We start from the raw sequence: 23,998 nt of genomic DNA, 5'->3' as shown, positions 1-23,998 counted from the left end.
CTCCGCACAGTTGAGTAGGGCTGTAAAAGCTGATGAAATCAGCGTAGTAGAGCCCACTCAACCACTGCGTCTTGCTCGACAATCCAAAAATAATTGAGAGGCTAGGACTTTTGTCCCAGCCTCTTTTTTCTTGTTCCTTCAGCTTAAGGAAGAACATAGCCTTGATCATCCACGGTATGGGGTTGCTCTGAACTGCTATTCTCTCTCAAAGCTTCCAAATCTTGATCCAAAATGGAATTGTAGTCTGTACTACCTTCACGGGTTACCCGAGTTGATACTTGGCGCAAGAGTTTTTCATTGAGATTGCGGACCCAGCGACCATTACTATGGTCATTGGCACGCATATAATTCCCTTTCACAATCTCTCCATAAAGGGCTTCATTGACCTGGTAACCTTGCTTACGCAATCCTAACAAACCGATCTCCACGATCTCATCTGGGCTGTAGTCTTCAAAATCAAATGTAGTTGGGATCCGGCTTTGTAGACCTGAATTGACCTGCAAGAAGTCGTGCATCTCTTTCGTGTAACCAGCAAAGATAATGACGATATCGCGGCGGTGATCCTCCATAAATTTGAGGACTTCGTCCAAGGCTTCCTTCCCAAAATCGTCATTTAAACCGGTATAAAGCGTATAGGCCTCATCGATAAAGAGGACTCCACCCAGTGCACTTTCTAGGACTTCGCGCGTCTTCAAGGCTGTTTGACCTTGGTAGCCTCCAACCAGATTGCTCCGGGATACTTCGATAAACTTCTTCTGCTTGATAACCCCCTTTTGGAAGAGGATATTACCCAAAATGCGGGCCACAGTCGTTTTCCCTGTACCGGGGTTTCCAAGAAAGAGAGAGTGCAAGGTCGTATCTTCAACGATGCCACCTTGTTCAGCCCGTTTTTGGTTGAACTCAGCCATGGCCACGAATTGTTCAACTTGCTCTTTCACCTTAGCAATTCCAACCAAACGGTTGAGGGCAGCCATCCCATCTTCTTCCTTGTCGGCTCCTGCTTGATACTTACCTTGGTTAAGAACAGCATCAATATCGCTATTGAGGATGGTCTCAATATCGTCAGAACCTTGGGCCACCACCCGATCTGCCATGGTCTTGGTCAATTGCTCATCCAGGTTACGGATCCAGCGACCATTGCTCTTATCTAGCGAGCCATCATAAGCCCGTTTAACATGCCGCGCATAGTAATCCCGGTCTTCGAGTTTGTAGTCTCCTTTGCTCAGGATCATTTCACCTAGTTGGACAATCTCATCTCCTGTGAAATCTTCAAAGATGAAATTATTTGGTACCCGAGAACGAAGGCCTGGATTGGTCTTTAAGAACTCCTCCATTTCCTTGGTATAGCCGGCAAAGATAATCATGATGTCGTCACGATTGTCCTCCATAAATTTGAGGATGGTATTGATCGCCTCGATCCCAAAGTCCGCACCGCTGTCCTTTTTATCCAAGCTATAGGCTTCATCAATAAAGAGAATGCCTCCTCGCGCTTTTTCAAGCAGGGCTTGGGTCTGTTCAGCCGTTCCTCCAATATTCGAAGAAATCAGATCGGACTCCGTTGCTTCCACGAAACGGAATTCTTCCCCTGAGAGGACACCCGCATCAAAGAGCACTTGTCCCAACAGACGGGCCACAGTGGTTTTCCCTGTACCAGGATTTCCCATAAAGGCAGCATGCAAGGTTTGCTTTTCAGGTGCCTTGCCACTGGCGATTCGTTTCTTGTTAAATTCCACCATGTTGATCATTTTCTTGATCTCATGTTTGACTTTTTCAAGACCAATCAGGCTATTGAGTTCTTGAAGAGCATCTTGTTTCTTCTCTGGTCCAGAGTCTCTTGCGGTGGTTGGAGCCACCGTTGCATCCGTCGCCTGTCCCGTAGGAACGACTTGCGCATTTCCCTTCGCCACTTCTCTGCCAACAAGATAATCACAGTCATCCTCGATTTCCTTGGTCAGATCACGCGCATCCCCTTGCTTATAGGTCATGGTGCCCACCTTCGCAAAGGCTCCACCTTGAAGCCGTATATTAGGATCCGCAATCTTATGACAAATCATATGCTCAGCCATCAGCACACCATCATCAAAAACGCCAAATGAAATGGTTTCGGCATTCTCATTCAAGAAGGTTGTTTCTCCAGTCAGGGAAGCAAAGGACTCTTCATAGACGCATAAAAATTCTGTAAATGTAGCCTGGTGAGCTCGGATCATACTATTGAATGAATTGATGGAGGTTATACGATCCGAATCCGAATTGAATTGAACATTATTATCAAGACAGACCCCAGTACCGGTAGGTAGCTCAATTTTACAGTTTTCAGACTCCCAGATGACATTCCTCAACCAAACTGGTGGAAAATCCTTTTCCAGATCCCCGCCTGTAATCGTTGAATTTTTTGCAATCACTTCTGAGTCCTTGGCATGGATCGTATTATTCCCAAATTTTTCAATATGGACATTTTCTAAGGTCAATTTAGATCCTTCTGACAGATCAATCTTAGAAAAGATCGTTGAATTGCGAATAGACAATTCTGATGCTGACATTCCGATGGCACTTTGGTGTTTTTCCGGAACCTTCATCCCGACTCCTTCCAGTGTCAACTTCGAATGCGTATCCATATAGATAAAAAATTCATTATTTGTTGGAGTGGTTGCTTCAAAATAGACCTGTTTACAGGTGATATCTGAGCTATTCCATAAGAGCAAGGTAGTATAATTCCCACCAACTTTAAACCACAGATCTTCAAATGTCACCTGAGCTCCCTCTACAAATCGGAAGGAAGCCTCAATCGTGTTGTTAAACATGCGCCCATTGCCATTTGGATTTGGGACCACATGCCCCACAAAATGAAGGTTCTTGTCGATCTCGATCACTTTATTTGTCGGCCATTGAAAGACATACCCATTTTCAAACTCGATGGTATCCCCATCCTGCGCTTTTTCAATCGCATCCATAAAGTTCCAACTATTGTTGTAAGGCCCTACTAAATATCTTGCCACGCGCTTCTCCTCTATTTCCTCTTTTTGGAAGAACATCCATTGTTTTTCTATTTCCTTGTCATAAACAATCGTTACTAAAAATTGTAACACAATCCCGTGCCAAAGAAAACACTTATCAGATCTGAAAGGACTGAAAAACCTCTATTTTCAAAAGGAAAATAGAGGCTGTCAGTTAATCTTTCAAGGCTGAAAATAAGCCGGCTAGAGCAATTGCTCCTGAGAGCATGGCAGTGGAAAGGAGCAGCACATTGTCTGCCACTTCTAGCTTGTACTCAAAGACTTTTTCAGCTGGTTTGTCTTCTGCAAAAATTTCTAACTTCATGTTCTCCTCCTTTGTTTCTAGAACAAATCATCAAAGAGGCTCAACTGGTTATCCTCCGGCATATTGCCAAGAATACCCATCTCATCCATCTTTTCAACCAGGGTAGACGAAACACCGCCACGCTTCCGGAGCTCGGTCTTAGAAAGGAATTCTCCTTCTTCACGCGCCCGCACGATTTGCTTGGCAACGTTCTCACCCAGACCATCCATAGCGACAAATGGTGGAATCAGGGTATCCCCATCAATCAAGAATTCTGTCGCCTGACTGCGATAGAGGTCTAGCTTGCCAAACTTGAAGCCCCGCTCCCACATCTCATTGACAATCTCAAGGGTGGTGTAGAGATCGATCTCTACGTTGGAAGCTTCGTTGTTCTTACGTTTCTCAGCAATTTCCTTCATCCGCGCTTTCACGGCCTCAAGGCCTGCCCCCATGGTTTTGATGTCAAAAGCCTTGGCCCGAATCGAGAAGTAAGCACAGTAGTAATAAAGTGGATGATGCACCTTAAAGTAGGCCACACGAAGGGCCATCATAACATAGGCCGCCGCATGGGCTTTAGGGAACATGTACTTGATCTTCCCACAGGACTCGATGTACCATTCAGGAACATTGTTTTCCTTCATGGCTTGGATGTAGCCATTGCGCTCTTCTTCTGAGATCTTGAGCCACATGCCTTTCCGCACGCGCTCCATGATGGTAAAGGCCATCTTAGGCTTGAGACCCGCGTGCATGAGGTAAACCATGATGTCGTCCCGACACCCGATAACGGTCGATAGATCGGCAATGCCCGCCTTGATCAAGTCTTGGGCATTTCCCAACCACACGTCGGTACCGTGAGACAGACCAGAGAGCTGAAGTAACTCTGCGAAGGTCGTCGGATGGGTCTCTTCGACCATGCCCCGAACAAAGTTGGTCCCAAACTCTGGAATCCCCAACATCCCTGTCGGCGTTCCAATCTGCTCGGCTGTCACCCCTAGCACTTCTGTCCCAGAAAAGAGGGCCATAACCCCTGGATCATCCATAGGGATATCATTTGGATCAATGCCTGACAAGTCTTGGAGCTTCCGAATCATGGTCGGATCATCATGTCCCAGGACATCGAGCTTGAGGACGTTCTCATCGATATCGTGGAAGTTAAAGTGAGTGGTCTGCCATTCAGCGGTCACATCGTCTGCCGGATACTGGACCGGAGTAAAGTCATAGACATCCATATAGTTTGGAATAACAACGATTCCCCCTGGATGCTGACCGGTCGTCCGTTTGACCCCAGCTGCACCAAGAGCCAAGCGCTCGACCTCGGCATCCCGGTAGTACTTGCCATAGTCCCGCTCATAACCCTTGACAAAACCGTAGGCAGTCTTAGCTGCGACCGTACCTACCGTTCCTGCCCGGAAGGCATATTCTTCCCCAAAGATATCGCGGACATCCAAGTGGGCACTCGGCTGGTCTTCCCCGGAGAAGTTCAAATCGATATCGGGTACCTTGTCCCCATCGAAACCGAGGAAGGTTTCAAAAGGAATATCCTGCCCGTTTTTGCTGAGCTTGTGGTCACAGTTTGGACAATCCTTGTCCGGCATATCAAAACCAGATCCATAAGAACCGTCTGTGATGAATTCACTGTACTGGCACTGACTGCAGACATAGTGAGGCGAAAGCGGATTGACCTCGGTAATCCCAATCATGGTCGCCACAAAGCTGGACCCAACGGATCCACGCGACCCAACCAGGTAGCCCCGCTCATTGGAACGATGCACCAGCATTTGCGATGCCAGATAAATCACGGCAAAGCCATTCCCCAAGATAGAAGTTAATTCCTTTTCAATCCGCAGATCGACAATATCAGGAAGTGGATTACCATAGATTTCAAAGGCTCGCTTATAGGTCAATTCCGCAACTGTTTCTTCGGCCTTGTCGATAAATGGCGTATAGAGGTCCCCCTTGACCACTTCGACCGGCTCAAAGGTCTCTGCGAGCGCATTGGTGTTTTCAATGACAATCTTGCGTGCCAAGTCTTCTCCCAAAAAGGCGAATTCATCCAGCATTTCATTGGTGGTTCTGAAATGCGCTTTTGGCAGTGGCGCTGGCTGGGCATCTTCTCCGTGCCCAATGGTCCGGTTGATCATAGCCCCTTGACCGAGACTACGGACAATGATCTCCCGATAGATCTCATCTTCCGGTTCCAGATAGTGGACATTACCTGTCGCGAGAACAGGCTTGCCGAGACGATCCCCCACTTCGATCAAACTCTTGATAATGGTCTGGAGCTCGTCCATGTCCTTGACCTGCTCCTTGGCAATGAGAGGTGCGTAGATAGCCGGTGGCATAACCTCGATAAAGTCATAGTACTTAGCCACTTCGACTGCCGCATCCACACCTTGCGACATGACCGCATCAAAGACTTCCCCTTCTGAGCAGGCCGATCCAAGGATCAAGCCCTCGCGGTGGGCGTCCAGCACGGTCTTGGGAATCCGTGGAACTCCTTCGAAATACTTGGTCCCAGACAGCGAGACCAGTTTAAACATGTTCTTAAGGCCGGTCTGGTTCTTGACATAGAGAGTCGCATGCTTGACCCGGGCCTTCTTATAAGAATTCTCATCGATCAAATCGATATTCAGATCCTTGAGATTGGTCACCCCATGCTTTTCAGCGACATCTTTGATGAAGATAAAGAGCAGGCGCCCCGTTGCTTCCGCATCGTAGTTGGCCATGTGGTGGTGCTCCAAGCCTACTCCAAAGCGCTTGGTCAAGGGTCCCAAGCCATGCCGTTTAAAATCTGGATAGAGGTTGCGGGCAAATTCCAGCGTATCGATGACTGGCTGGGTGATCTTTGGTAAGCCATGACGCTCGTAGTTGGCATTCATGAAGCCCACGTCAAAGGTAGCATTGTGGGCGACAAGAACCGTTCCCTCACAGAAGGCCTGAAACTCCTTCAAGACCTGCACCAAGGGCTTGGCTCCACGGACGTGCTCGTTGGTGATCCCAGTCAATTGGGTCGTAAAGGCCGACAGAGGATGGCCCGGATCGATAAATTCGTCAAACTCCTCAATGACATTGCCCTTGTACATCTTAGAAGCGGCAACCTGGATCAAGTCATTGTAAATGGCTGAAAGTCCCGTCGTTTCCACGTCAAAGACCACATAGGTCGCTTCATTGAGATCCAGATCCACCTCGTTATAGGTGATCGGCACCTTGTCCTCTACAATATTGGCTTCCATCCCATAGATCAGCTGGATCCCAGCCTTCTTGGCTGCTTTAAAGCCATGTGGGAAGCTCTGCACATTGCCATGATCGGTAATGGCCACCGCCTTGTGGCCCCACTCAGCTGCCTTGGCAACCAGCTCTTCGACTTCCGGTAGGGCATCCATGGTCGACATGTTGGTATGGGCGTGGAATTCCACCCGGCGCTCACCTTCTGGCATCAGGTCCTTGCGGGTATAATGCACGACTTCCTGGATGTCTTGGACATTCATGGTCAAGTCGCGCGTGAAATTGTTCATTTCGATATTTCCCCGCACCCGTAGCCAGCTGTTCTTCTTGATCATGTCAAACTTCTGGGCTTCTTCCTCATTTTTGACCCATTTCTGAAGGGAAAAACTCGAGGTATAGTCGGTCATCTTAAAGCTGATCAAGACCCGACCGGTCCGTGTCACCTTGTGCTCCACGTCAAAGACCACACCCTCAAAGACAATCCGGTTCTCTTCCGTCGTGATCTCGATCATCGGAGTGATCTCGGCCTTGTCTAGCTTAGGTTTAGCCGCCGCCTTCTTAGCCTTGAAATCAAATACCGGCTTTTCTTCAACTGCTGGTGGCGGAGCCATCTGGGCCAAGGATTCCATAGCCCGCAAGGTCTCTTCATTGGCTGCTTGGAAGATCTTTTCATTTTCCTCCTCAAAGCGCGCCACTTCTTGCTCTGTCAACTCCTCATCAGACTCCACTCGACAGGTGAAATGCGGAAAACCAAAGGCTTCCAACTGCTTGGCAAGGTTAGGCAAATGGTTCTTACGAAAATGCTCCGTATCAACCGAAGAAGGCCCAGAGATGATCAATTCTTGCCCTTCCGCACGCACCTGCAAGTCTTGGTAAAGTCCCTTAAAGCCTTGACTAGCGCAAGGCCCATCTTCAAAGACCTCCTGGTAGTAGGCCTGCAATAAATCTGCAGAAAAATCCTGATTGGCCACTTGGATGGTAAAGGTCGCCTGGTTTCCTGTCTTTGAAAATTCATCCTTCAAGCGCTGGCGCAATTCCTTAAACAAAGCAATCGGCAAAACTTCCGCAAAGGCAAAGCGGAACTCCCAAACCCGACTAACCTTGTGCACCACGACTTCTTGAATCTCCGCATGCAAAAAGGCACTGGAAGATCGCATCTCCAGCGGCATATCCAGCTGATCCATTAAAATTTCAAAGGTGTTGGACATTGTTTCTCCCTTGATCTTGATTCTTTTGCTCGCTTTTGAGCGGCCCGACTCTATGCAAAAACAGACCATTCAAAAACATTCGTAACCCTTATTTTATCACAATTTAAGGATTAATTCGAGGGAGAAGTGAAGACGAAAAAACCACCGATAGGACGGTGATTTCTCTTCATCATTTATTCAGTTAGGGCTGATCCATTATTTATACTTCATCCCCATAGTGATGGCCACAACTGCTAAAATAGGCAATAAAATTAACCTCCAGATTCCAATCCATATCTGCCGTTTAAAAAGCCTGTCTAATCCACTATAGCGTTCAACGTAGGATTCTTTTGGACAGGCTGGATTATACCAGACCGTCATCTTCGATCCCAGTGGAAAAGCATCTTGAAAAAGATTGCCCTTTGAGACTGTAGAATTGGTGTAGATGGTTATCCTTTGTGCCATCAAATCGATATCGCTAGCCGCTTGATTCGTTTTCCAAGGAAGTGTTGCCCGCACCACCCGATAATATTTTAGACTATTACGATAGGTCTGACCATCCACTCTATATTCTACAATTGGAGCCACCACAATTTGTGCCCGCTTATAGCCAACTACCACTCCCTCAACGCTCTTTGACGAGAGGGTCTTAATCCTAACTTCTCTTCAAAAATGTCCAAAAAAGAGTACGGTAAACAAGGGAAATCCAATAACAGCCACAGCAATGACTAGAAGTATTCTGATATCAGGCATCCCCATTACCTACTTCATCATAATGTCTGTGATACTCAGACTCATTTTCGTTTCATCTGTTATACTTTCGACAATTGATTGTTGCTCCTTAGTCAAAGGAAGCAAAAAGATCGTTGCCGATTGAGTCGGTAATTTGCCATTTTCAGAAATCCTATACTCAACTAACTGGTTTTGATATATAGATTGTCCATCGTAACTCCAATTTAGCTTAAATTCTGCATCATGATCAATATTCGTTGCCGTTTTGTTGACCAACATAAATACTACATATTCTTGTTGGTTCAAAGTATAGGTACTACCTGTATAATACAAAGTAATCTCACCTTGCTTGCCAGCTTCCGGATGCTCTTTAACTAACTTCTTCCCTAGTTCGATCAAGTCAGATGTTTTTCCTTCATACTGAGGTGCCACTACAAATTTCAACCCCTGTTCCTCTTTAGCAGACGAGGAGGCTTTTGTAGTTTGCTCAGTTTTCTTTGCAGTCGCCTCCTTGACCTCTTTTTTCGGCTGAGCACAAGCTGTTAATACAAACACACTCGCCAGTAATACCATCATCTTTTTCATGGATCATTTCCCTTCTTTTATAATTGAGTTAGATTCAAAAACATTTTCTACTATCATACCGGAAATTAGTTTGAAGAGCAAGTTCGTCACTAGGTGGAGAGAGCTGAGGGGATGAAAAAAGAGAGAACCTGTGTACTGACACCAAAAGTTTGATTTTTTCTGTCTAACTTTTTGATCGCAGTTCATATTTGGTTCTCCCAATTTATAAACGACTTCCTCATTAAAATAAAATCAGCTATAAACAATAAATTTTCCCAAATACAATAAGACACTTATGGATATTGAACTTTTTTCTTAGATTTTGTTGTTTCTTGTTTTTTCTCTGCATTTTGACGTTTTTCTTCTTCTGACTGCATTTGCTTGGTCGACTTCCCATTTGAAAATGATTCACTTATATTATTTTTAATCGCTTCAGCTAAATCGCCATCCACTCTATCAAAAGCATCCGCTATTGAATTTAAATACTGATCAAGATTTTCCACAGTATCACTCAAATCAGTAATCATTTGTTTAATGGAGCTTGTTGCTGCTGATAATTTTTCTGTTGCATCTGATTCTATCAAGTCAGAGGACTTATCTGATAAATGTTCATCCGCAACCTTAAAACTTGCTTTAACTCCTTTTATATGTTCTGAGCTAATTCGTTTAGTACCTGTTCCCATTTTATCTCCTTTCTTATTTAACTATTGAATCCTTGTATCTTGTAAAATGTCACTACCTTCTGGTATAAGAGGAGATAAATGATTTAAAATTTCTTTTGGACTTCGATCGCTATTAAAAGTTGGATAATAAGCGCTATTATTTTCTTTTAAAATTTTGTAAGCCTTCGGATATTCTTTCTGAATTGGTAGATCTTTACTTTGTTCAAATAATTCTTTTTTGATGTTTACAGTATTATAGTTTAAATCAAGACCATAATGTAATAATTCATCTCCTGGTAAAGAATCCCCTTGGTAATTTTCATTGATTGAAGAATATAATCCCTCTAATTTTTTGCTTTCCTTCTGATAATCAATGAATTTACCCGTTTCCAAATCTAAATAATATGGTTTAATTTCTGTCTTAGAGACCGGAATACCATTTACCTTTTTTTCTGTACTCTTTTGAATATTGACAGACAACACTTCCTTTCCGCTAGGTAGTGTATTTAAAGATGGACCAACTGTACTTAATCCCCAGCCTTCACCTTTTTCTCGAAGCCATTTTAATACATCAACCTCTTTCTTTTTTAAAGTTTGATCTTTTGTATCATAGATTAATAAACGATAGGTACTTCCACCTTTTTTGCGCGACATCGTTTTAAAATTCTCTCTAATGATAAAACGTTTACCTGCCATGATAACATCATTGTTATGATATTCAACTTTACTTTGTGGATCGTTCTTAAGGTGCTTACGAATTTGTTTATCTTCTTCCGGATCTTTACTAACCCACTTTGCTACGATACCCTTATCTCCTAGAAATTCATAATCACCAATTTCGTAGTCACCACTATAAGTGTACACATTATTGTAATAATCTTCTTTTTCTTGTTTATCTTGGTAGTATTTATAGACAAAAAATCCTAAAATTGCGACAAAAATCGTTGAAAGTATTGCAAACTTTTTAAAAGTCATACTTATCTCTCCTTGTATTCAAATTTCTCATCTAGGTATAAAATATACCTTTCTACGCCTCTGTTTCCCGTACTTTCATTCTGCGGAATGATAGCATTTAAAGCATTTGTAAGTTTATCTATTTCCTCTTGCTTCATATCTGTTATTTTTTTATCAGATACTCCCATAAGATAGTTCTTGGTATCATTATCAACTTTAACTTCGTTCTTTTTAATTTGGTTTTCTATCCACTGTTCCGGAGTTAAACCATTGCGAGTAGCTTCTGGAATTTTTTCTTCTACATAGCCTTTCATACCTCTATCGTCCATTTCTTCCGCTCGAAGAGTTGCATTAAAGTCATAGTAAACAGAAGAGTCTGTATAAGTATCTTTATTCGATTTGAGATACCAAGTCCCTTTTTTCAAATACTCACCTATGCTTTTTTGTTGATTACTTAATTCCTCTTTTGACAGTTTCTCTATCTTACTACTAAACTCAAAATGGTCTTTAGCAATGTTACCAATAACCTTCAGTGCATTCTTCCCGTATTTATTTGGAATATAATCACTAAGTGATTTAATACCATCCGATTTCTCCTTGTCATCTCCAGCAAACGATCCTAAAAGCTCCATGACTGTTCCAGAACCAGGAATAAGACTATTTAATAAGCCTTGCCCAATAGCTTTACCCATTTCTTTCTGAAATTCTTCCAACGCTTCTTTTCGAGCTTTCTTAAGTTTAGATGCCCTTTCTTGATTATAGATCAAATTTGCACCTGCTCCAGCCATTGTACTACTATTATAATTTTCCGTTGTTGTAGTGGCAGTCATAATTTGATCTACTTTGACCATTCCCAAAACATTTTTATGTATTACATGTTTAAAATCTGTTTTTACAGAGAAAGAAATTCCATCACTTGTTATTTGTATGTCTTTCATTTGTTTGTTGGTCATTTTAGTTTCTGGCTCAGTGTATTCACCATAATTTAATCTTTCTATATCTTCTCCGATACCAATTAAATTAATAGACTGCATCAAACCAATGAAATCATTCACGTTATTTAATCGATTCTGATCTCTACCAATTTTAGAATCATTCGGATTTTCTGAATGGTTCTTTTTCATATTTCCAATTAGAAACCAAGCTTCTCTATCACCGGCTTCTATCATTGAAGTTGTAAACTGAGATACAGTGTCAATCGACTCACTCCCCATCGCATCTACTAGATGATTTAATTTTTTTACTGCTAGTTTATCTCCATTTTTCCCACGCACTATCCAATCCGTAACTTCTGCGGAAAGTACATTATATGTACCACCACTAATCCCCTCAGGTCGTTGCTTCATTATTTTTCCAGGAGATTCACTAAGGATATCTTTTACTACTGTTGCATCAACATCGCTTGACATAGAATCAAGATAATACATTTTATCCTTCGTTAAAATTTTATGGCTAATACTATCCAAAATAAAATCTGCAGGCATCCTTAAAATCGACTTTGCATGATTGACTTCTATTTGAAGCAGATTTATTGTCTTCGTTATTTCATCCAACCCCTGTACAAATGTTTTGTGTGCTCCTTCGATCGCATCATGTGTATTTGATCTATTCGTAGACTCAGTTAATAATTCTTGCTGTGCTGTTGTTTGGATAGGGGTCAAATTTATACTATCAATTTCTAATAATCTTGTGGCAGTATCCAACGCAGGTTGCAATTTAGACTTGACATCTTCAACAGCAGTTGACTGATCACCTGTCAAAGTCTGTGTTACAGTATTTTTCCCGCTTTCTGAAGTCCAAGCTTTGACATCAAATCCAGCATCCTTAATAGTTGAACTAAACGTGATATTGAGTGTAGAATATTTTTCTAACTCTTCAGGTACTTTATGAAAAACTTTTTCTTGTAAAATGTTTAATTTTTTGTAAAAAGCTTCTAACGCATCTAATTCTGAATTATTTTTTTTAATAGAAAACTTTCTTTCTGTATCACTAACAGCAACTGAATATGATTTTGAAAATTCTGAAATAGACTTTCCAAAATCATCTATACCAGGTAAATTATGTATCTTGATAATGTCACTCATAAAACTATCACTCCTTCGCCATATCTATAAGTATAGATAATGTATTCATTGACGTTCTACATGCAGCAGCCTCAAAGCCAAGAAATAATATTTTAGCATTGAGTTCCCCTGCAATATCTTCTTTATATTTTGAAAATTTCTCCGAAGCTATCTTTACAGTTGTTTGTTCTGCTTCTGTTTCATTTTTATATGCTGTTCCAGCCAAATTATAATTATTTTTTATATTTTCATGATTTTTAAGAATATAATCTACTGTAGTTGAAACATTATTTAAATTCTTTAAAGCTTCTGATAACTCAGCGATTTTTGCATTTAATGCATTACTCTTAGCACTAATTTCATTATACTGTTGGATTAATTCAGATTTATTTCCCATTACATCTCCTATAATATTACGATATCAAAACCTTGATTATTCTTAGTTGATTATCAACTACATAATAATGTAATTGTTTTTCTAACACTCCTTCTCTTAGTGGCTTATTGACTGCATTCAACATAGTTTGATCATTAAATCTAATTGCTAAGAAAGCTTGTTTATATGCTCTTACTTGTTTCGAAGCTGAATCAATATTGCGACTTATAGAAGCCGAAGTCATAACAACAACACCGTATCCAACCTTCAAACCTTTTTCCAATAAGTACGTCAAGTAGTCAATACCATTTTGTGTTAACTCCTGCAGTAGATCAATCATATTATATATAATAATAGTAGCATCATGAGAAAACAACTGTTTCTCCAATCTCTCATCAATACGCTTATTCATATCTTTAAGAGATTCTAGAACTTCCTCAGCCGATGAAAAGACAAATAAATTATCTGCATTTGGTAGTTTATGATACTTCGGCGCCAACACAATCACCTTCTGCTTGCTACGAGCAATTTGTTTGACGAATTGAGTCATCTGCTCTTCTTTGTCTGTCAGATAGAGAAGGTTGCCTTTCTTGAGATCCCATGTCACCGGCTCAACCGTCTCCAGATCCAATCCGAGTGGTACCTTTCCTTCATTCAGTAAAGCTGCTACATCCTCACGTCCATAGAAGGCTGCTTCTGTCAACTCATCTGGCACCATTGGGATGCCTGCTGGAGTGCGGCCTGTCCACATCTCTTTGAGACTTTGGACTTGGTCGCGGAGGTTGTTGATGATTTGGATATCATTGTCCCCTGCGACTGGTAGGGCAAACTGGACGACATCGACTTCGTCACGTTTCATGAGCGCTCGTCCCTTGATGTCTTCCATCGTAGACGCCAGTGGGGTTGCTCCCACGATACCGCGGACTTCAGAGATATCATTTTGCGGCAAGGTCAGCTGGTGTTTGAAGTTGGAATAGAGCTGAGCCCGTAGGTTGTTCTGACGGCTAGCTGTGATGATCAAGTGCACACCGATGCTGAGACCTTCACGAGAAATCCGCATGAAGAGCTTAAAGAGGTCTGTCTCATAAGGCTCGTCCTTCATAGACTCATAGCTATCCATGAGGATGACCATGGTTGGCTCTTGCTTACCGGTCACTTCACGGTAGAGAGCGATGGTGCCGACACCATGCTCAGAGAGGAGCTTCTTACGACGATCCAACTCGCGGTTGATGATCCGGATGAATTTCTGGATTTTCTCCGTCTGATCGAGTAGGAGACTATCTGCCACATGTGGCAATTGCGTCAAGGGCGCTAGACCATTGGTTCCAAAATCAAGCAGGTACATGGTCAGATTTTCTGGGCTCTGCTTGCGAGCTAGATCCATTGCGACTGTCTGAAGGAAAGTGGTCTTTCCTGTACCTGGACTTCCGTAAAGGAGGATATTCCCATCTTTTGACAGATCGATAGCGACTGCTTCTTGCTTTTGCGCCTGCGGGATATCGGCGACCCCAATCAGGACGCTTGGAGCTGTCCGTTTTTGCCAAGCCTCGATCGGCACGACCTTGTCCAACTCATCCAGCGTGATCCGCTCTTTGAGGGGTGGCAACCATGGTTGGGCCACAGCTGCGATGCCTTCTTGTTGGTGCAAGTGGTTGATTTCTTGCACGATGACATCTAGTTCTGTTGGAACTTCCTTGATTTCTTCTGCCATATCCAGACCAGATAGGTCTTGATTGAGGACTTCGTATTGGCCCAGTTCATTGATCAAGTAGATGGTATGGTCTTCGATCCCTAGCTGGTCCTTCTCAGGCTGGTAGTCTGCTCCTGACCAAGCGGTTTGGAAGAGTTCATAGACTTCGTTATTCCCGACTTGGAGGTAGGCACGACCGGTCTGCGTGATCTCAGCCGCATCTGCTGTCCGCAGCATCTCCATAGAGTCGCCACGGTCTGCTACCTTGAGGGCCAGCTTGAAGCGGGAGTTGGACCAGATCTGGTCATCCACGACCCCAGAAGGTTTTTGCGTCGCAAGGATCAAGTGCACCCCGAGGGAACGCCCGACACGCGCGATAGAGACCAACTCCTTGATGAAGTCTGGTTGGTTGACCTTGAGTTCGGCGAACTCATCACTGATCAAGAAGAGGTGAGGTAGCGGTTCTGTCGCTTCACCCAGTTTAAATTTCTTTTGGTATTGGTTGATATGGTTGACCCCATATTGACCAAAGAGGCGTTCTCGACGATGGATCTCCGCATTGATAGAGGCCAAGGCCCGCATAGACTGGGCACCATCCAAGTTGGTGATGGTCCCAAGCAAGTGAGGCAGATCCTTGAAGAGGTTGGCCATTCCCCCACCCTTGTAGTCGATGAGGAGGAAAGCCACATCATGTGGGTGGAAGTTGACAGCAAGGCTCAGGATATAAGACTGAATGGTTTCAGACTTACCAGATCCTGTCGTCCCTGCGATCAAGCCGTGTGGTCCATGAGCTTTTTCATGAAGATTGAGGTAAACCAAATCGTCCTTCCCGCGCAGACCGATCGGCACGGCCAAACTTTGGTAAGGGGCATGGCTCTCCCAACGACTCAAAACCTTGAGGTCATTGAACGTTTCCGCCTGGTACATTTCAAGGAAGGTCACCGAGTCCGGAATTGAGCTCTTGAGCTGTTGGATATGCTTGAGAGGCGCAAGGCCACGCGAGATGGCTTCCTTGTCATAACCTTCAGGGAAGTGATCCAATTGAAAGTCGAGCTCCCGAAGGACCCCTTCTTGCAAGAGCAATTGCCCTTGGTTGCGGTCCTTGATGGAGATAACCGTTTGGATATTTTCAGAAAGAGATGAGAGCACGTCTGCCACATAGATGATGGAGCAGCCCAGCTCTGTCGGATCCTCACGGAAGAACTCCATGATGACATGGTCCAAAATCAAGGTTTCATCGGTGATGAGGACCACATAGTGAGGATGGAAGATCTTGGTATCATTGGCTTTTTCTTCCTCTTTTTGCGCCTTGCGGAGCTTGAGGATTTGGTTGAGACTGTTCAAGACCTGATCGCGTGTCCGCTGATTGTAGACAAAGCTACGGACATTCATGTCTTGCAGAGTTGCATGAGGCAACCAGCGCATCCAATCCCAGCTTTCTTTTTCCTCTTCTGGAATGATCGGAATAATGGTCAGATCATGGTAGGAATGAAAGACAGCCAATTGGGCAACGAGGAGTTGCAACTGTTCTAGCACGATGGGACGAGGGCCAACGTACCCTACTGGTCCCCGATTAAGGCTGGCTACAATCGGAAGATTGTCGATTTTTTGATGAGCTTGGAAAAGGGCATAGCCTTCTTCTTCCAAGGCATCTTTCTTCCCACTGCGCTCTTCCTGACCATATTTGAGCTCATAGCTGGTTGGAACCTTGCCCAATCCCAAACGATAGGCCAAAAAGTCAAAATGAAGCGGTGTTTTTTCGTAGATCCGCGAATCATAGCGTTTGACCATCTTTGTCAAGTCTTCGATGGCTGGGAAATGGTAAAACATGCCTTCTCGTTGCTTCCGAGAGAGCTGTTCCAAGTCCTTGGCCTTGTCCTTGAGATAGAGATGGTAGAGCTCCACGCGCTCTTTCTTATCTTCTTTGTATTTCTTACGATTCTTGAAAAATCCTTGTACCGAAAAGATCACACTGACCACAGACATGGATACCGTCGCGATGATATACAGCCCTCGCGGTTGGAAAATGGTGATCAAGAGGGTCACCCCAACCATGATGAGAGGAGGCATAATTAACTTCAAGAGTTCATCGGATGGTTTTTGAGGCTCCGCACCCGGAGGATTGATCAGGATTTTGTCTTCCGAACTCCGATAGATGATCCGCGGAGACCGGTGGTACTCTGGATAGTCCTTGTAGAAGTCATAGCGCGAATGCAAGCGCGGCACCAGATAAGGACTTACTTCAACAGTTCCTTCCACGCCAAATTCTTCTGGATAGAGCTTAAAGGTCACATCTCCAATCGCCAGCTCATCTCCAAAAGCCATTGGAACAGTCGCTTCAGTGACGAGTTTGTGGTTATGGTAGAGTTTCCCTGATAGGAGCTGACAAGTCCAGGTCTGGTCTTTTTTCACAAGGAGAAAGCGCACTGGATAATGCACGCGCACATCCGCACCCTCTTCATCTGCTACGAGGATCTCTTCCTTGTCTAGCAGCTCATAGGTATGGACTTCTCCTGTCGCCAAGTAACAGACCACATCCCCAAGGATCTTGCTATTTTCTAGCACGCCCTTGTCTTCCCCATATTGGTAGAAGACTTCTCCTTGACTCCATTGGAAATGAAGGGGATGTTCTTGCGAAGAAATGGTCAACTGAGCCGTTTCTTGATTCGATACGGTCGCTGTTTTCCCCTCTTCTAGTGCTAGCTCATAGCGAAAGCCTTTTTTATAGAGTATGATACGTTTTTTCATAGACTACTCCTTGTGTTCGCTAGACTCAGTTGAGCTTGCTGTTGTAGAAGACGAGCTTTCTGTAGAGGAGCCTTCTGTAGACGAAGCCGTTGTTGAGCTGCTAGTGGAAGATTTGGTTTCATCTGTCTCTGCTTCCAAGAGTTTAGAGCGGGCATCCCAGTATTTCTTGTATTCGCCCTCTAGCTCAGAGAGTTTCTTCTCGCGCTGTTCACCAGAGAGTTTTTCGCTATCACGTGTCGCCTTGATTTCTTTGCGAAGGGCATAGATGATCAAGTCTGAATCGTCGATCCGCTTGGCTGTATCCAGCGCTTGGGTAAAGTCATGACGGCCGATATAGATCCAGTAGTGGAGATAGAGACTGTCTGATTTGAGCGTGACGTTGTTGAGGATGACCTTCTTTTGGTCCTCTGAGAAATTCAAGCCTTGCAAGTAAGACGTCGCCAACTCGTATTTCTGTGTCGTTGGAAGACTGCTTGGAGCCACTCCCTCCAACTCATCGATCACACCGGTGTAGTCTACTTTAAGAAAAGCAGTATCCGCTTGAAGCAACTTTTCTTTAAAGGGGGCTTGGAAAAAGACCAAATAAATCAAGGGCAAGAGTAAGAGGGCCACTACAGCGGAAAGCCATACGGTTGCCAACTTAAAGATTCGGTGTTGACGACTTGAAACCAAGGTCAAGGTCTTTTCTTCCTCTTCCTTGCGTTCTTGGTAGGCTTTCTCTAAGAGAGCTTTCATCTCTTCTAAGCTAGCAGCATCACGGATTTCTACCAAGAAATCAGGCAGATCTTCTAATTCAAGTGTGCCTTGATAGAGCTCCATGAAATCCCAGTCCCCAAAAAGAGTGACCGCATAGCACTTGGCCTGCCGCAAGAATTCAACCTGATCCCACTTGCGTGGCACCATCATTCCCGGCACCCCGCGATAAGCGATCTTGACTTGCGCATCCTTGGTCACAAACAAATTGATAGGATGCAACATAAAGGTCACCGGAAGCTCCAAGGCTGGCGCCAAATCCAAGACATTGATAGCTAGACGCAGACGGTCTGAAACCGGTAATGCCTGGATTTCTTCTGCAGTCAAGCCTAGCGCGTCTGTCTGATAGGTCAGATGAATCTGGTCTTGATCCGCTGTCATGCTTTGCTCTAAAAACAAGGGATGATGGAGATCCAAAATCCATAAATTGCGTAAATCCTGGCTATCCACTTCTGAACGCTTAAGGTCCAGCCGCCAGCTCGTTTCTTCTTTTTCAAAACGGAAGACTTGTTCTTCCAGTGTAAATTGTTCTTCTTTCACCTTACCACTCCTCAATCTCGATCAGATCACCACTCGTGATCGGATACTCCTGTACCACCTTGCCTTCATCCAGCAAGATGCCTTTATTTACCACGCGCAACTGATACTTGCTTCTAGGCTCCATGGCAGACCCAAAGATCTGATCCAATTCCCGAATCAAGCGTCGCACCTCCATCCGCGTTGGGATTCGGAGGTCATGGCTTGCACCATTCATACGGAAGGTGACATTGATATGTTGGTCCATTTAGGCCTCTTTTCTATAGATTCGATAGGAAATATAGCCAGCAATCCCAAAGAGAAGAGCACTCCAAGCCAGCATTTGCAAAGCTGGAATAAAATCCGACAAGCTGGCCGAATTGTCCTCCACATTGGACTCGAATTTAGATAATTTTTGATTTTCAGGCTGGAACAGGTCCGCTTCAGGCCCCGTTTTTTTCTTTCCCTTTATAGCAGAAAACAACTGGCCGTCTGAATCGGTCAATTGTTTCTCTTGCTTGCGTTTTTCATCTGCTAATTTTTTCTGATCCTTCTCATTGAAAAGAGACTCAGTCGCATCCAATTGGCCCCCAAGTGTCTTTTCCTGCTCTGTCTCAAGACGTGAGTTGTTGACCTGCAGACGATTATCAATAAAATCATCTGCAGAAACAACAACCGCTGGCAAGAGACTTAAGACAAAGAGAAGATACATCATTTTTTTCATAAGCTTGATTCAATTTCCTTTGTTTGAGTAAACTTCTTTGGAATGAAGATATTGGCAACCGCCAAAAGTCCGAAGAAGACCAACAATCCGAAGAAGACGCCGATACCGGCTGTTTGTCCATCAAAGTAACCCGCAAACTGTCCTTCTAAAATAGAAAGGAGGTTGACATTTTTCACCAGTGCTGGAAGGCCTGACAAGGTCGCGGTCGTTCCGATCGCGCTTGATAGGTAGACATAGCTGATCAACATGAAGAAGGCCAGTCCCATTCCAATCACACGGAAGTGTTTCAAGAGAAGGTATTGTAGTTGTACCAAGACAAAGCTTGCTAGAACCGCTAAGAATACCCATGAAGGTACATATTCACGACCAACAGAGAGTTGAATACTTGAAATCATTCCGATCACCAGTCCAAGGATGAGAGAAAGTCCCACAAGGACACCGACAGACAAGAGATCTGATTCTTGCAAACGATCCAATTTGAAACGATCCTTAACCTTACGGATGATTGGCTGAGTCGCAAAGAGATAAGCTGTAAAGAGACTCAAGACTTCCAACATAAAGATCCAGATAAATGGACGGTAGACGTTGATAGTCGCTTTCACAGAAGAAGATTTCTCTGCAACTGGATTTGACAAGAAGTCGAGCAAGACTTCATTCGGCACTCCGTTTTCATAGGCATTGTTGAAGACCTTACGGAAGGCTTCGACGAAGTTCCCATTTTCAGACAATTCCTTGTCGAATTCACCCATCAAGCTCTCTGCATTGCTAGACAATTTCTCTGTATTGCCTTGGGCTTTAGCCAATTCTTTGTTCAATTGGCTAAAGATTTCATTGGTAGAGTTAGCAGCTTCTACATTGCTACGAGATGAGCTCTTAACGCCTTCTGTCGAGCTCAATAATGACGTGTATTCAGAACCAAGGGCTGACAAATCTGCATCGGTCTTGGTTTGAGCCTGTGTCACTGTTTCTTGCGCTTTTGATATCTCTTCTAAACGTTTTTGAAGATCAGCATATTGCGTCAATTGATCATTGATATTTTGGGTTAGATCTTTGTTAGTGTTTTCGATTGCTTGAAGATTGGCCTGCAATTGTGGTCCCAAGTCTTGCAACTGTTTAAGGGTACCATCTAACTGGGCTTTCACACTCTTCGTTGCATCCCCAGATTCATCCGTTTCAATACTCTTACGGTAGTCCTTCATGTTACTTGAAACAGCAGCCTTCACGATGTCGACCAAAGCGTTTGTCAAATCCATATCTTCGATTGGATCATAGAGTGAATGACGAACATGGTTGTCATCTTCTGGATAGTAGGCATCGATCAATGCTCCTGCGCGTTGATAATCCAAGGCGATTTCACTAGCTTTCGATGCATAGTTAGCGACAGCTGTTTTCAATTCATCTGCAGATACAGTCACACTGGTTGAAGAAACTCCATTCACAAGAACTTCAACATCAATCGCGCTTGGCATAGCTCCTCCATCTTCAACAAGGTGAATTTGAATTTGTTTGCCATCTTTCAGTTCAACTTCCTGCTCACCACTGCCTGCATAAGTCTGTCCATCATAGGTCCAAGTATCAACCTTGACTCCGGCAGGTACTTGAATGCTAACTTTTTGTTTTCCAGATTTAGCATTAAGGACATCCGCAACTGCCGTTGATTTGGCATCCACTTCTGCAGCCAATTTTTTTAAGTCATCGGCGTTCCCTTTTGGATGCGCCTTTGTTCCAGCAAAAGCACTATCAAAATTAATCGCTGCGTTGAGATTTCCATACTTATTCAAATTCAGACTAGCAGGATCTAAAGACGGAAGTTTTTCAATTGCTTGACGAATGTCATCATCCGCTTTATCTCGAGCCTTGCTGATAGTTTCGATTTTTGGCTTTCCAAGCAAGGTACGAAGAGTGACTTTGTCTCCTTCATTTAGACCATAGTAGTCAAGGATCTTCGCTTTTACAGAAGACTCGATGTTCTTTTCGTGCTCATCTAATTTGTCGCGTTCTGCCTTGATCCCTTTTTCAAGGTCTGCCACACGATCATTCACATCTTTTGTCAAGCCTGCATAGGTCTTGGTACCTGAAGCATCTCCTGCTGTTTCAGTTGGTTGACTCAATTGTTTGGTAATTGCTTCTTGGTTTTGTTGTAGATTCTTATACAACTCTTGGGTCTTTTCACTGACAACAGACTGGTTCATAGACATCAGCTGGTTCATGAACTCTTCATGGCTGATCTTATCCTCAGAGCGTTGCTTGATCAATGTGTCGAAGTTTTGACCGTACTGATCCTGAGATTGGGTCAATTGATCAAAAGCCTGTGTATAAGACTCAAGGACTGTCTTCAAGGCATTGTTCGACTCGACAGATGACGTAGACAAGCTATAGAGACTTGGGAAGATATTCTTGGAATCCAAGGCCGAATCCAGCAAGTTGCTTCGGTAAGAACCAATGTTGGTGGATTGAATTTTGTTACTTGTTTCCACGTTCTTTTGAGCTGTATAAAGGTTGCTCAAAATGCTGACCATATACATATCAACCAACTGGCTATTCAAGTCTGAAACGATATCTTTAGCGACTTTATTGGCCTCGTTCTCAACCTGAGAATTCCCAGCCGCATTGACCTTATACGTCACCGTTGTCTTCTCTGCATTAACCGCGTTCACTTCCAAGACCTTCTCTGAGAAATCACTTGGAATAACGATCATCAACTGGTACTTGCCATCTGCAAGCCCTGACTCAGCAGCTCCACGAGGGAGTACAGACCAGTTTTGCGAATTATCCCGTTCGATATTCTTTACATAGCTAGCCCCAAGGTTATATTCTTTATCATTCAGCTTGACCGCCTTGTCTTCATTGACAACCGCAATGTTGAGCTTAGTGTTTTCCGTTGTTTGCACGGTCTTGGCTTCGTTTTGCTTTTGGTCCTTTTGAACCGTCGTATAAAGACCCACGACAGATCCCATCAAAAGGAGCACAACCGCACTCTGACCGATGTATTTTAACCATTTTTTATTTTTAACTTCCATACCTTTTCCTTTTTCTAATTCATAGATACAAAATAGGGGTTAGGAATTAAGAATCTAACCCCTATTTTCTATATATCAAAAGACAAAAGGGTGATCTACCTACAAGAAGTAAGATCACCTCCAAGACTATCTTAGTGGATTTGTGCAGCGATATCTTGGTCAGTTTGTTCAACGATATCAGCAACTTTGATCAATTGACCGTTGATGTCTTCCAACAATTGAGCGAATTGTTTGATTTTTGGAGACAATTCGTTGAATTGTGCTTCAAAGCTATCAAATGCAGATCCATCCCAGTTTGCGTCGATGACTTGTTGTTCATGAGTCAAAGTAGTAAGGATTTGATCGATTTCTTGAGAACCTTGTGCATAACGTTGTGCTGAAGCACGTAGGTCTTCTGGAGTTAATTTAATTTGAGCCATATGTTTCTCCTTTTGGGCTGATACCCTTATATTTTTTTCATAAACAATACATTTTAGTACGAATTAGTAAAATGCCAGATAACTGTATATTTTACCTTTTTCTCCCTGTTTGTATTATTTACTTAAAAATATCTTAATGAAATATTGCCAGAATGTCAAGTTTAGAGGACTAACTGATAAAACATTGTAACTTTGTTACAATTGTGTAACATTTTGTCATAAAACTGTAATATATTTCCCGAATTCCTTGCCCCAGTAGTCTCCAACTAGTATTATTTCTGGAAAGAAAAGAAGACACTCTGTCCTTTTATTTTAACTCAACACATAGATAAAAGTTGTTGATTTTAGGTGTTTTTAAAAGCAAATTTCGATGACTTTTGTATATTTTTTCATTTTTAAAACTTTTATGGTATAATGAAACCTGTTCAAAACTTGTTTCATACAAGATCGAACACCATTAACCTATAAGGAGTATATATGAAAAAATTTCTACTTGTCTCTGTCTGTCTACTAGCTCTTACCGCTTGTAGCCAAGGCCAACAAGGCAAAGGGACTACTAACGCTTCTTCCAAGCAAGAGGCCACTCAAACCAAAAAGGAGCAAGTCCAAAACAAGACCTTTGTTAGTGACCTCGGCGATCACCACCAAAACAAAATTCAAATCGGCTACAAAAAAGATGAAATTGTCTCTTTTACTTTTCTTAGTTTTGAACCCATTTCCTCAGATTTGCAAGACATGGATCTTTCCGAGTTAAAGGAAATCTACCAGGAAGAATTAGAACATAGCGATATCTATAAAAGCTTAAATGGCAAGCCTGGTCTTAGCTTCCGCATTCAAATTTTGAAAGATAAACAATCCTATGCCAAGGTCTTACAAGCTGACTTCTCAAAAATCAAGAAAGATGAGTTTGCTTCCATCTACGGGGATCAAGGGGAGGAAGAAAGAGCCGAGTTCAAGAAATACCTCAATGGCAAACCTCAAGATCTTTTTACCTATTTCAAAGATCAAGGCCTCAAAGAAGAAAAATAAAAAGAGCTTCCTGAGTTTCATCACCACACTGGTGAGAGC

General features: G+C 43.3%; 16 protein-coding genes. 1 reads left to right on the top strand and 15 read right to left on the bottom strand.

Annotation, left to right across the window (positions count from 1 at the left end):
* Positions 1–143 precede the first annotated feature (143 nt).
* From PCY11_RS08550 to PCY11_RS08480, 15 genes are all read right to left on the bottom strand, one after another.
* Positions 144–2,996 (bottom strand): AAA family ATPase, encoded by a 2,853-nt coding sequence (locus PCY11_RS08550; protein WP_061591298.1) that lies wholly within the window; start codon positions 2,994–2,996, stop codon positions 144–146.
* Positions 2,997–3,168: 172 nt separating this feature from the next.
* Entirely contained in the window at positions 3,169–3,318 is a 150-nt protein-coding gene (locus PCY11_RS08545; protein ID WP_003004689.1) for a hypothetical protein, read from the bottom strand.
* A gap of 17 nt (positions 3,319–3,335) precedes the next feature.
* Positions 3,336–7,730 carry a PolC-type DNA polymerase III gene (locus tag PCY11_RS08540; protein WP_070845799.1) on the bottom strand — a complete coding sequence of 1,465 codons (4,395 nt, stop codon included), beginning with the start codon at positions 7,728–7,730 and terminating at the stop codon, positions 3,336–3,338.
* Positions 7,731–7,925: 195 nt separating this feature from the next.
* Positions 7,926–8,330: a DUF3592 domain-containing protein gene (locus PCY11_RS08535; protein ID WP_024054640.1), complete on the bottom strand. Its 405-nt coding sequence runs from the start codon at positions 8,328–8,330 to the stop codon at positions 7,926–7,928.
* Positions 8,331–8,471: 141 nt separating this feature from the next.
* A complete protein-coding gene (locus PCY11_RS08530) occupies positions 8,472–9,026 on the bottom strand; it encodes a hypothetical protein (RefSeq protein ID WP_024054639.1) in 555 nt (184 codons plus the stop codon).
* A 272-nt stretch (positions 9,027–9,298) separates the two neighbouring features.
* A complete protein-coding gene (locus PCY11_RS08525; protein WP_024054637.1) occupies positions 9,299–9,688 on the bottom strand; it encodes a hypothetical protein in 390 nt (129 codons plus the stop codon).
* Positions 9,689–9,709: 21 nt separating this feature from the next.
* A complete protein-coding gene (locus PCY11_RS08520; RefSeq protein WP_024054636.1) occupies positions 9,710–10,642 on the bottom strand; it encodes a hypothetical protein in 933 nt (310 codons plus the stop codon).
* 2 nt (positions 10,643–10,644) lie between these two features.
* Positions 10,645–12,705 carry a hypothetical protein gene (locus PCY11_RS08515; protein ID WP_049523158.1) on the bottom strand — a complete coding sequence of 687 codons (2,061 nt, stop codon included), beginning with the start codon at positions 12,703–12,705 and terminating at the stop codon, positions 10,645–10,647.
* Between the two features lie 7 nt (positions 12,706–12,712).
* A complete protein-coding gene (locus tag PCY11_RS08510) occupies positions 12,713–13,081 on the bottom strand; it encodes a hypothetical protein (protein WP_024054634.1) in 369 nt (122 codons plus the stop codon).
* 16 nt (positions 13,082–13,097) lie between these two features.
* Entirely contained in the window at positions 13,098–17,498 is a 4,401-nt protein-coding gene (essC, locus tag PCY11_RS08505; RefSeq protein WP_070845801.1) for a type VII secretion protein EssC, read from the bottom strand.
* 3 nt (positions 17,499–17,501) lie between these two features.
* The gene (gene essB, locus PCY11_RS08500; RefSeq protein WP_049514928.1) at positions 17,502–18,791 is read right to left on the bottom strand and encodes a type VII secretion protein EssB; all 1,290 of its coding nucleotides are present in this window, start codon (positions 18,789–18,791) and stop codon (positions 17,502–17,504) included.
* 1 nt (position 18,792) lies between these two features.
* Complete coding sequence (locus PCY11_RS08495) at positions 18,793–19,035, bottom strand: EsaB/YukD family protein (protein WP_003013697.1); 243 nt, start codon at positions 19,033–19,035, stop codon at positions 18,793–18,795.
* Positions 19,036–19,491, bottom strand: coding sequence for a type VII secretion protein EssA (essA, locus tag PCY11_RS08490; RefSeq protein ID WP_024054630.1), 456 nt, complete (start codon positions 19,489–19,491; stop codon positions 19,036–19,038). It lies immediately after the preceding gene.
* Positions 19,488–22,511, bottom strand: a complete 3,024-nt coding sequence (gene esaA / locus PCY11_RS08485; RefSeq protein ID WP_070845804.1) for a type VII secretion protein EsaA — start codon at positions 22,509–22,511, stop codon at positions 19,488–19,490. Before esaA ends, essA begins: the two co-directional genes overlap by 4 nt.
* 131 nt (positions 22,512–22,642) lie before the next feature.
* Positions 22,643–22,930, bottom strand: a complete 288-nt coding sequence (locus tag PCY11_RS08480; RefSeq protein ID WP_003016069.1) for a WXG100 family type VII secretion target — start codon at positions 22,928–22,930, stop codon at positions 22,643–22,645.
* Positions 22,931–23,407: 477 nt separating this feature from the next.
* Here PCY11_RS08480 and PCY11_RS08475 point away from each other — a divergent pair, with 477 nt between their 5' ends.
* Positions 23,408–23,959 carry a hypothetical protein gene (locus PCY11_RS08475; RefSeq protein WP_070845806.1) on the top strand — a complete coding sequence of 184 codons (552 nt, stop codon included), beginning with the start codon at positions 23,408–23,410 and terminating at the stop codon, positions 23,957–23,959.
* Positions 23,960–23,998 lie beyond the last annotated feature (39 nt).

Source organism: Streptococcus sp. SP8 (genome assembly GCF_030440045.1).
In the GTDB taxonomy this organism is placed as follows: Bacteria; Bacillota; Bacilli; order Lactobacillales; family Streptococcaceae; genus Streptococcus; species Streptococcus parasanguinis_I.
The sequence above is the reverse complement of the archived record's forward strand: the minus strand, read 5'-3'. Positions and strand labels throughout refer to the sequence as shown.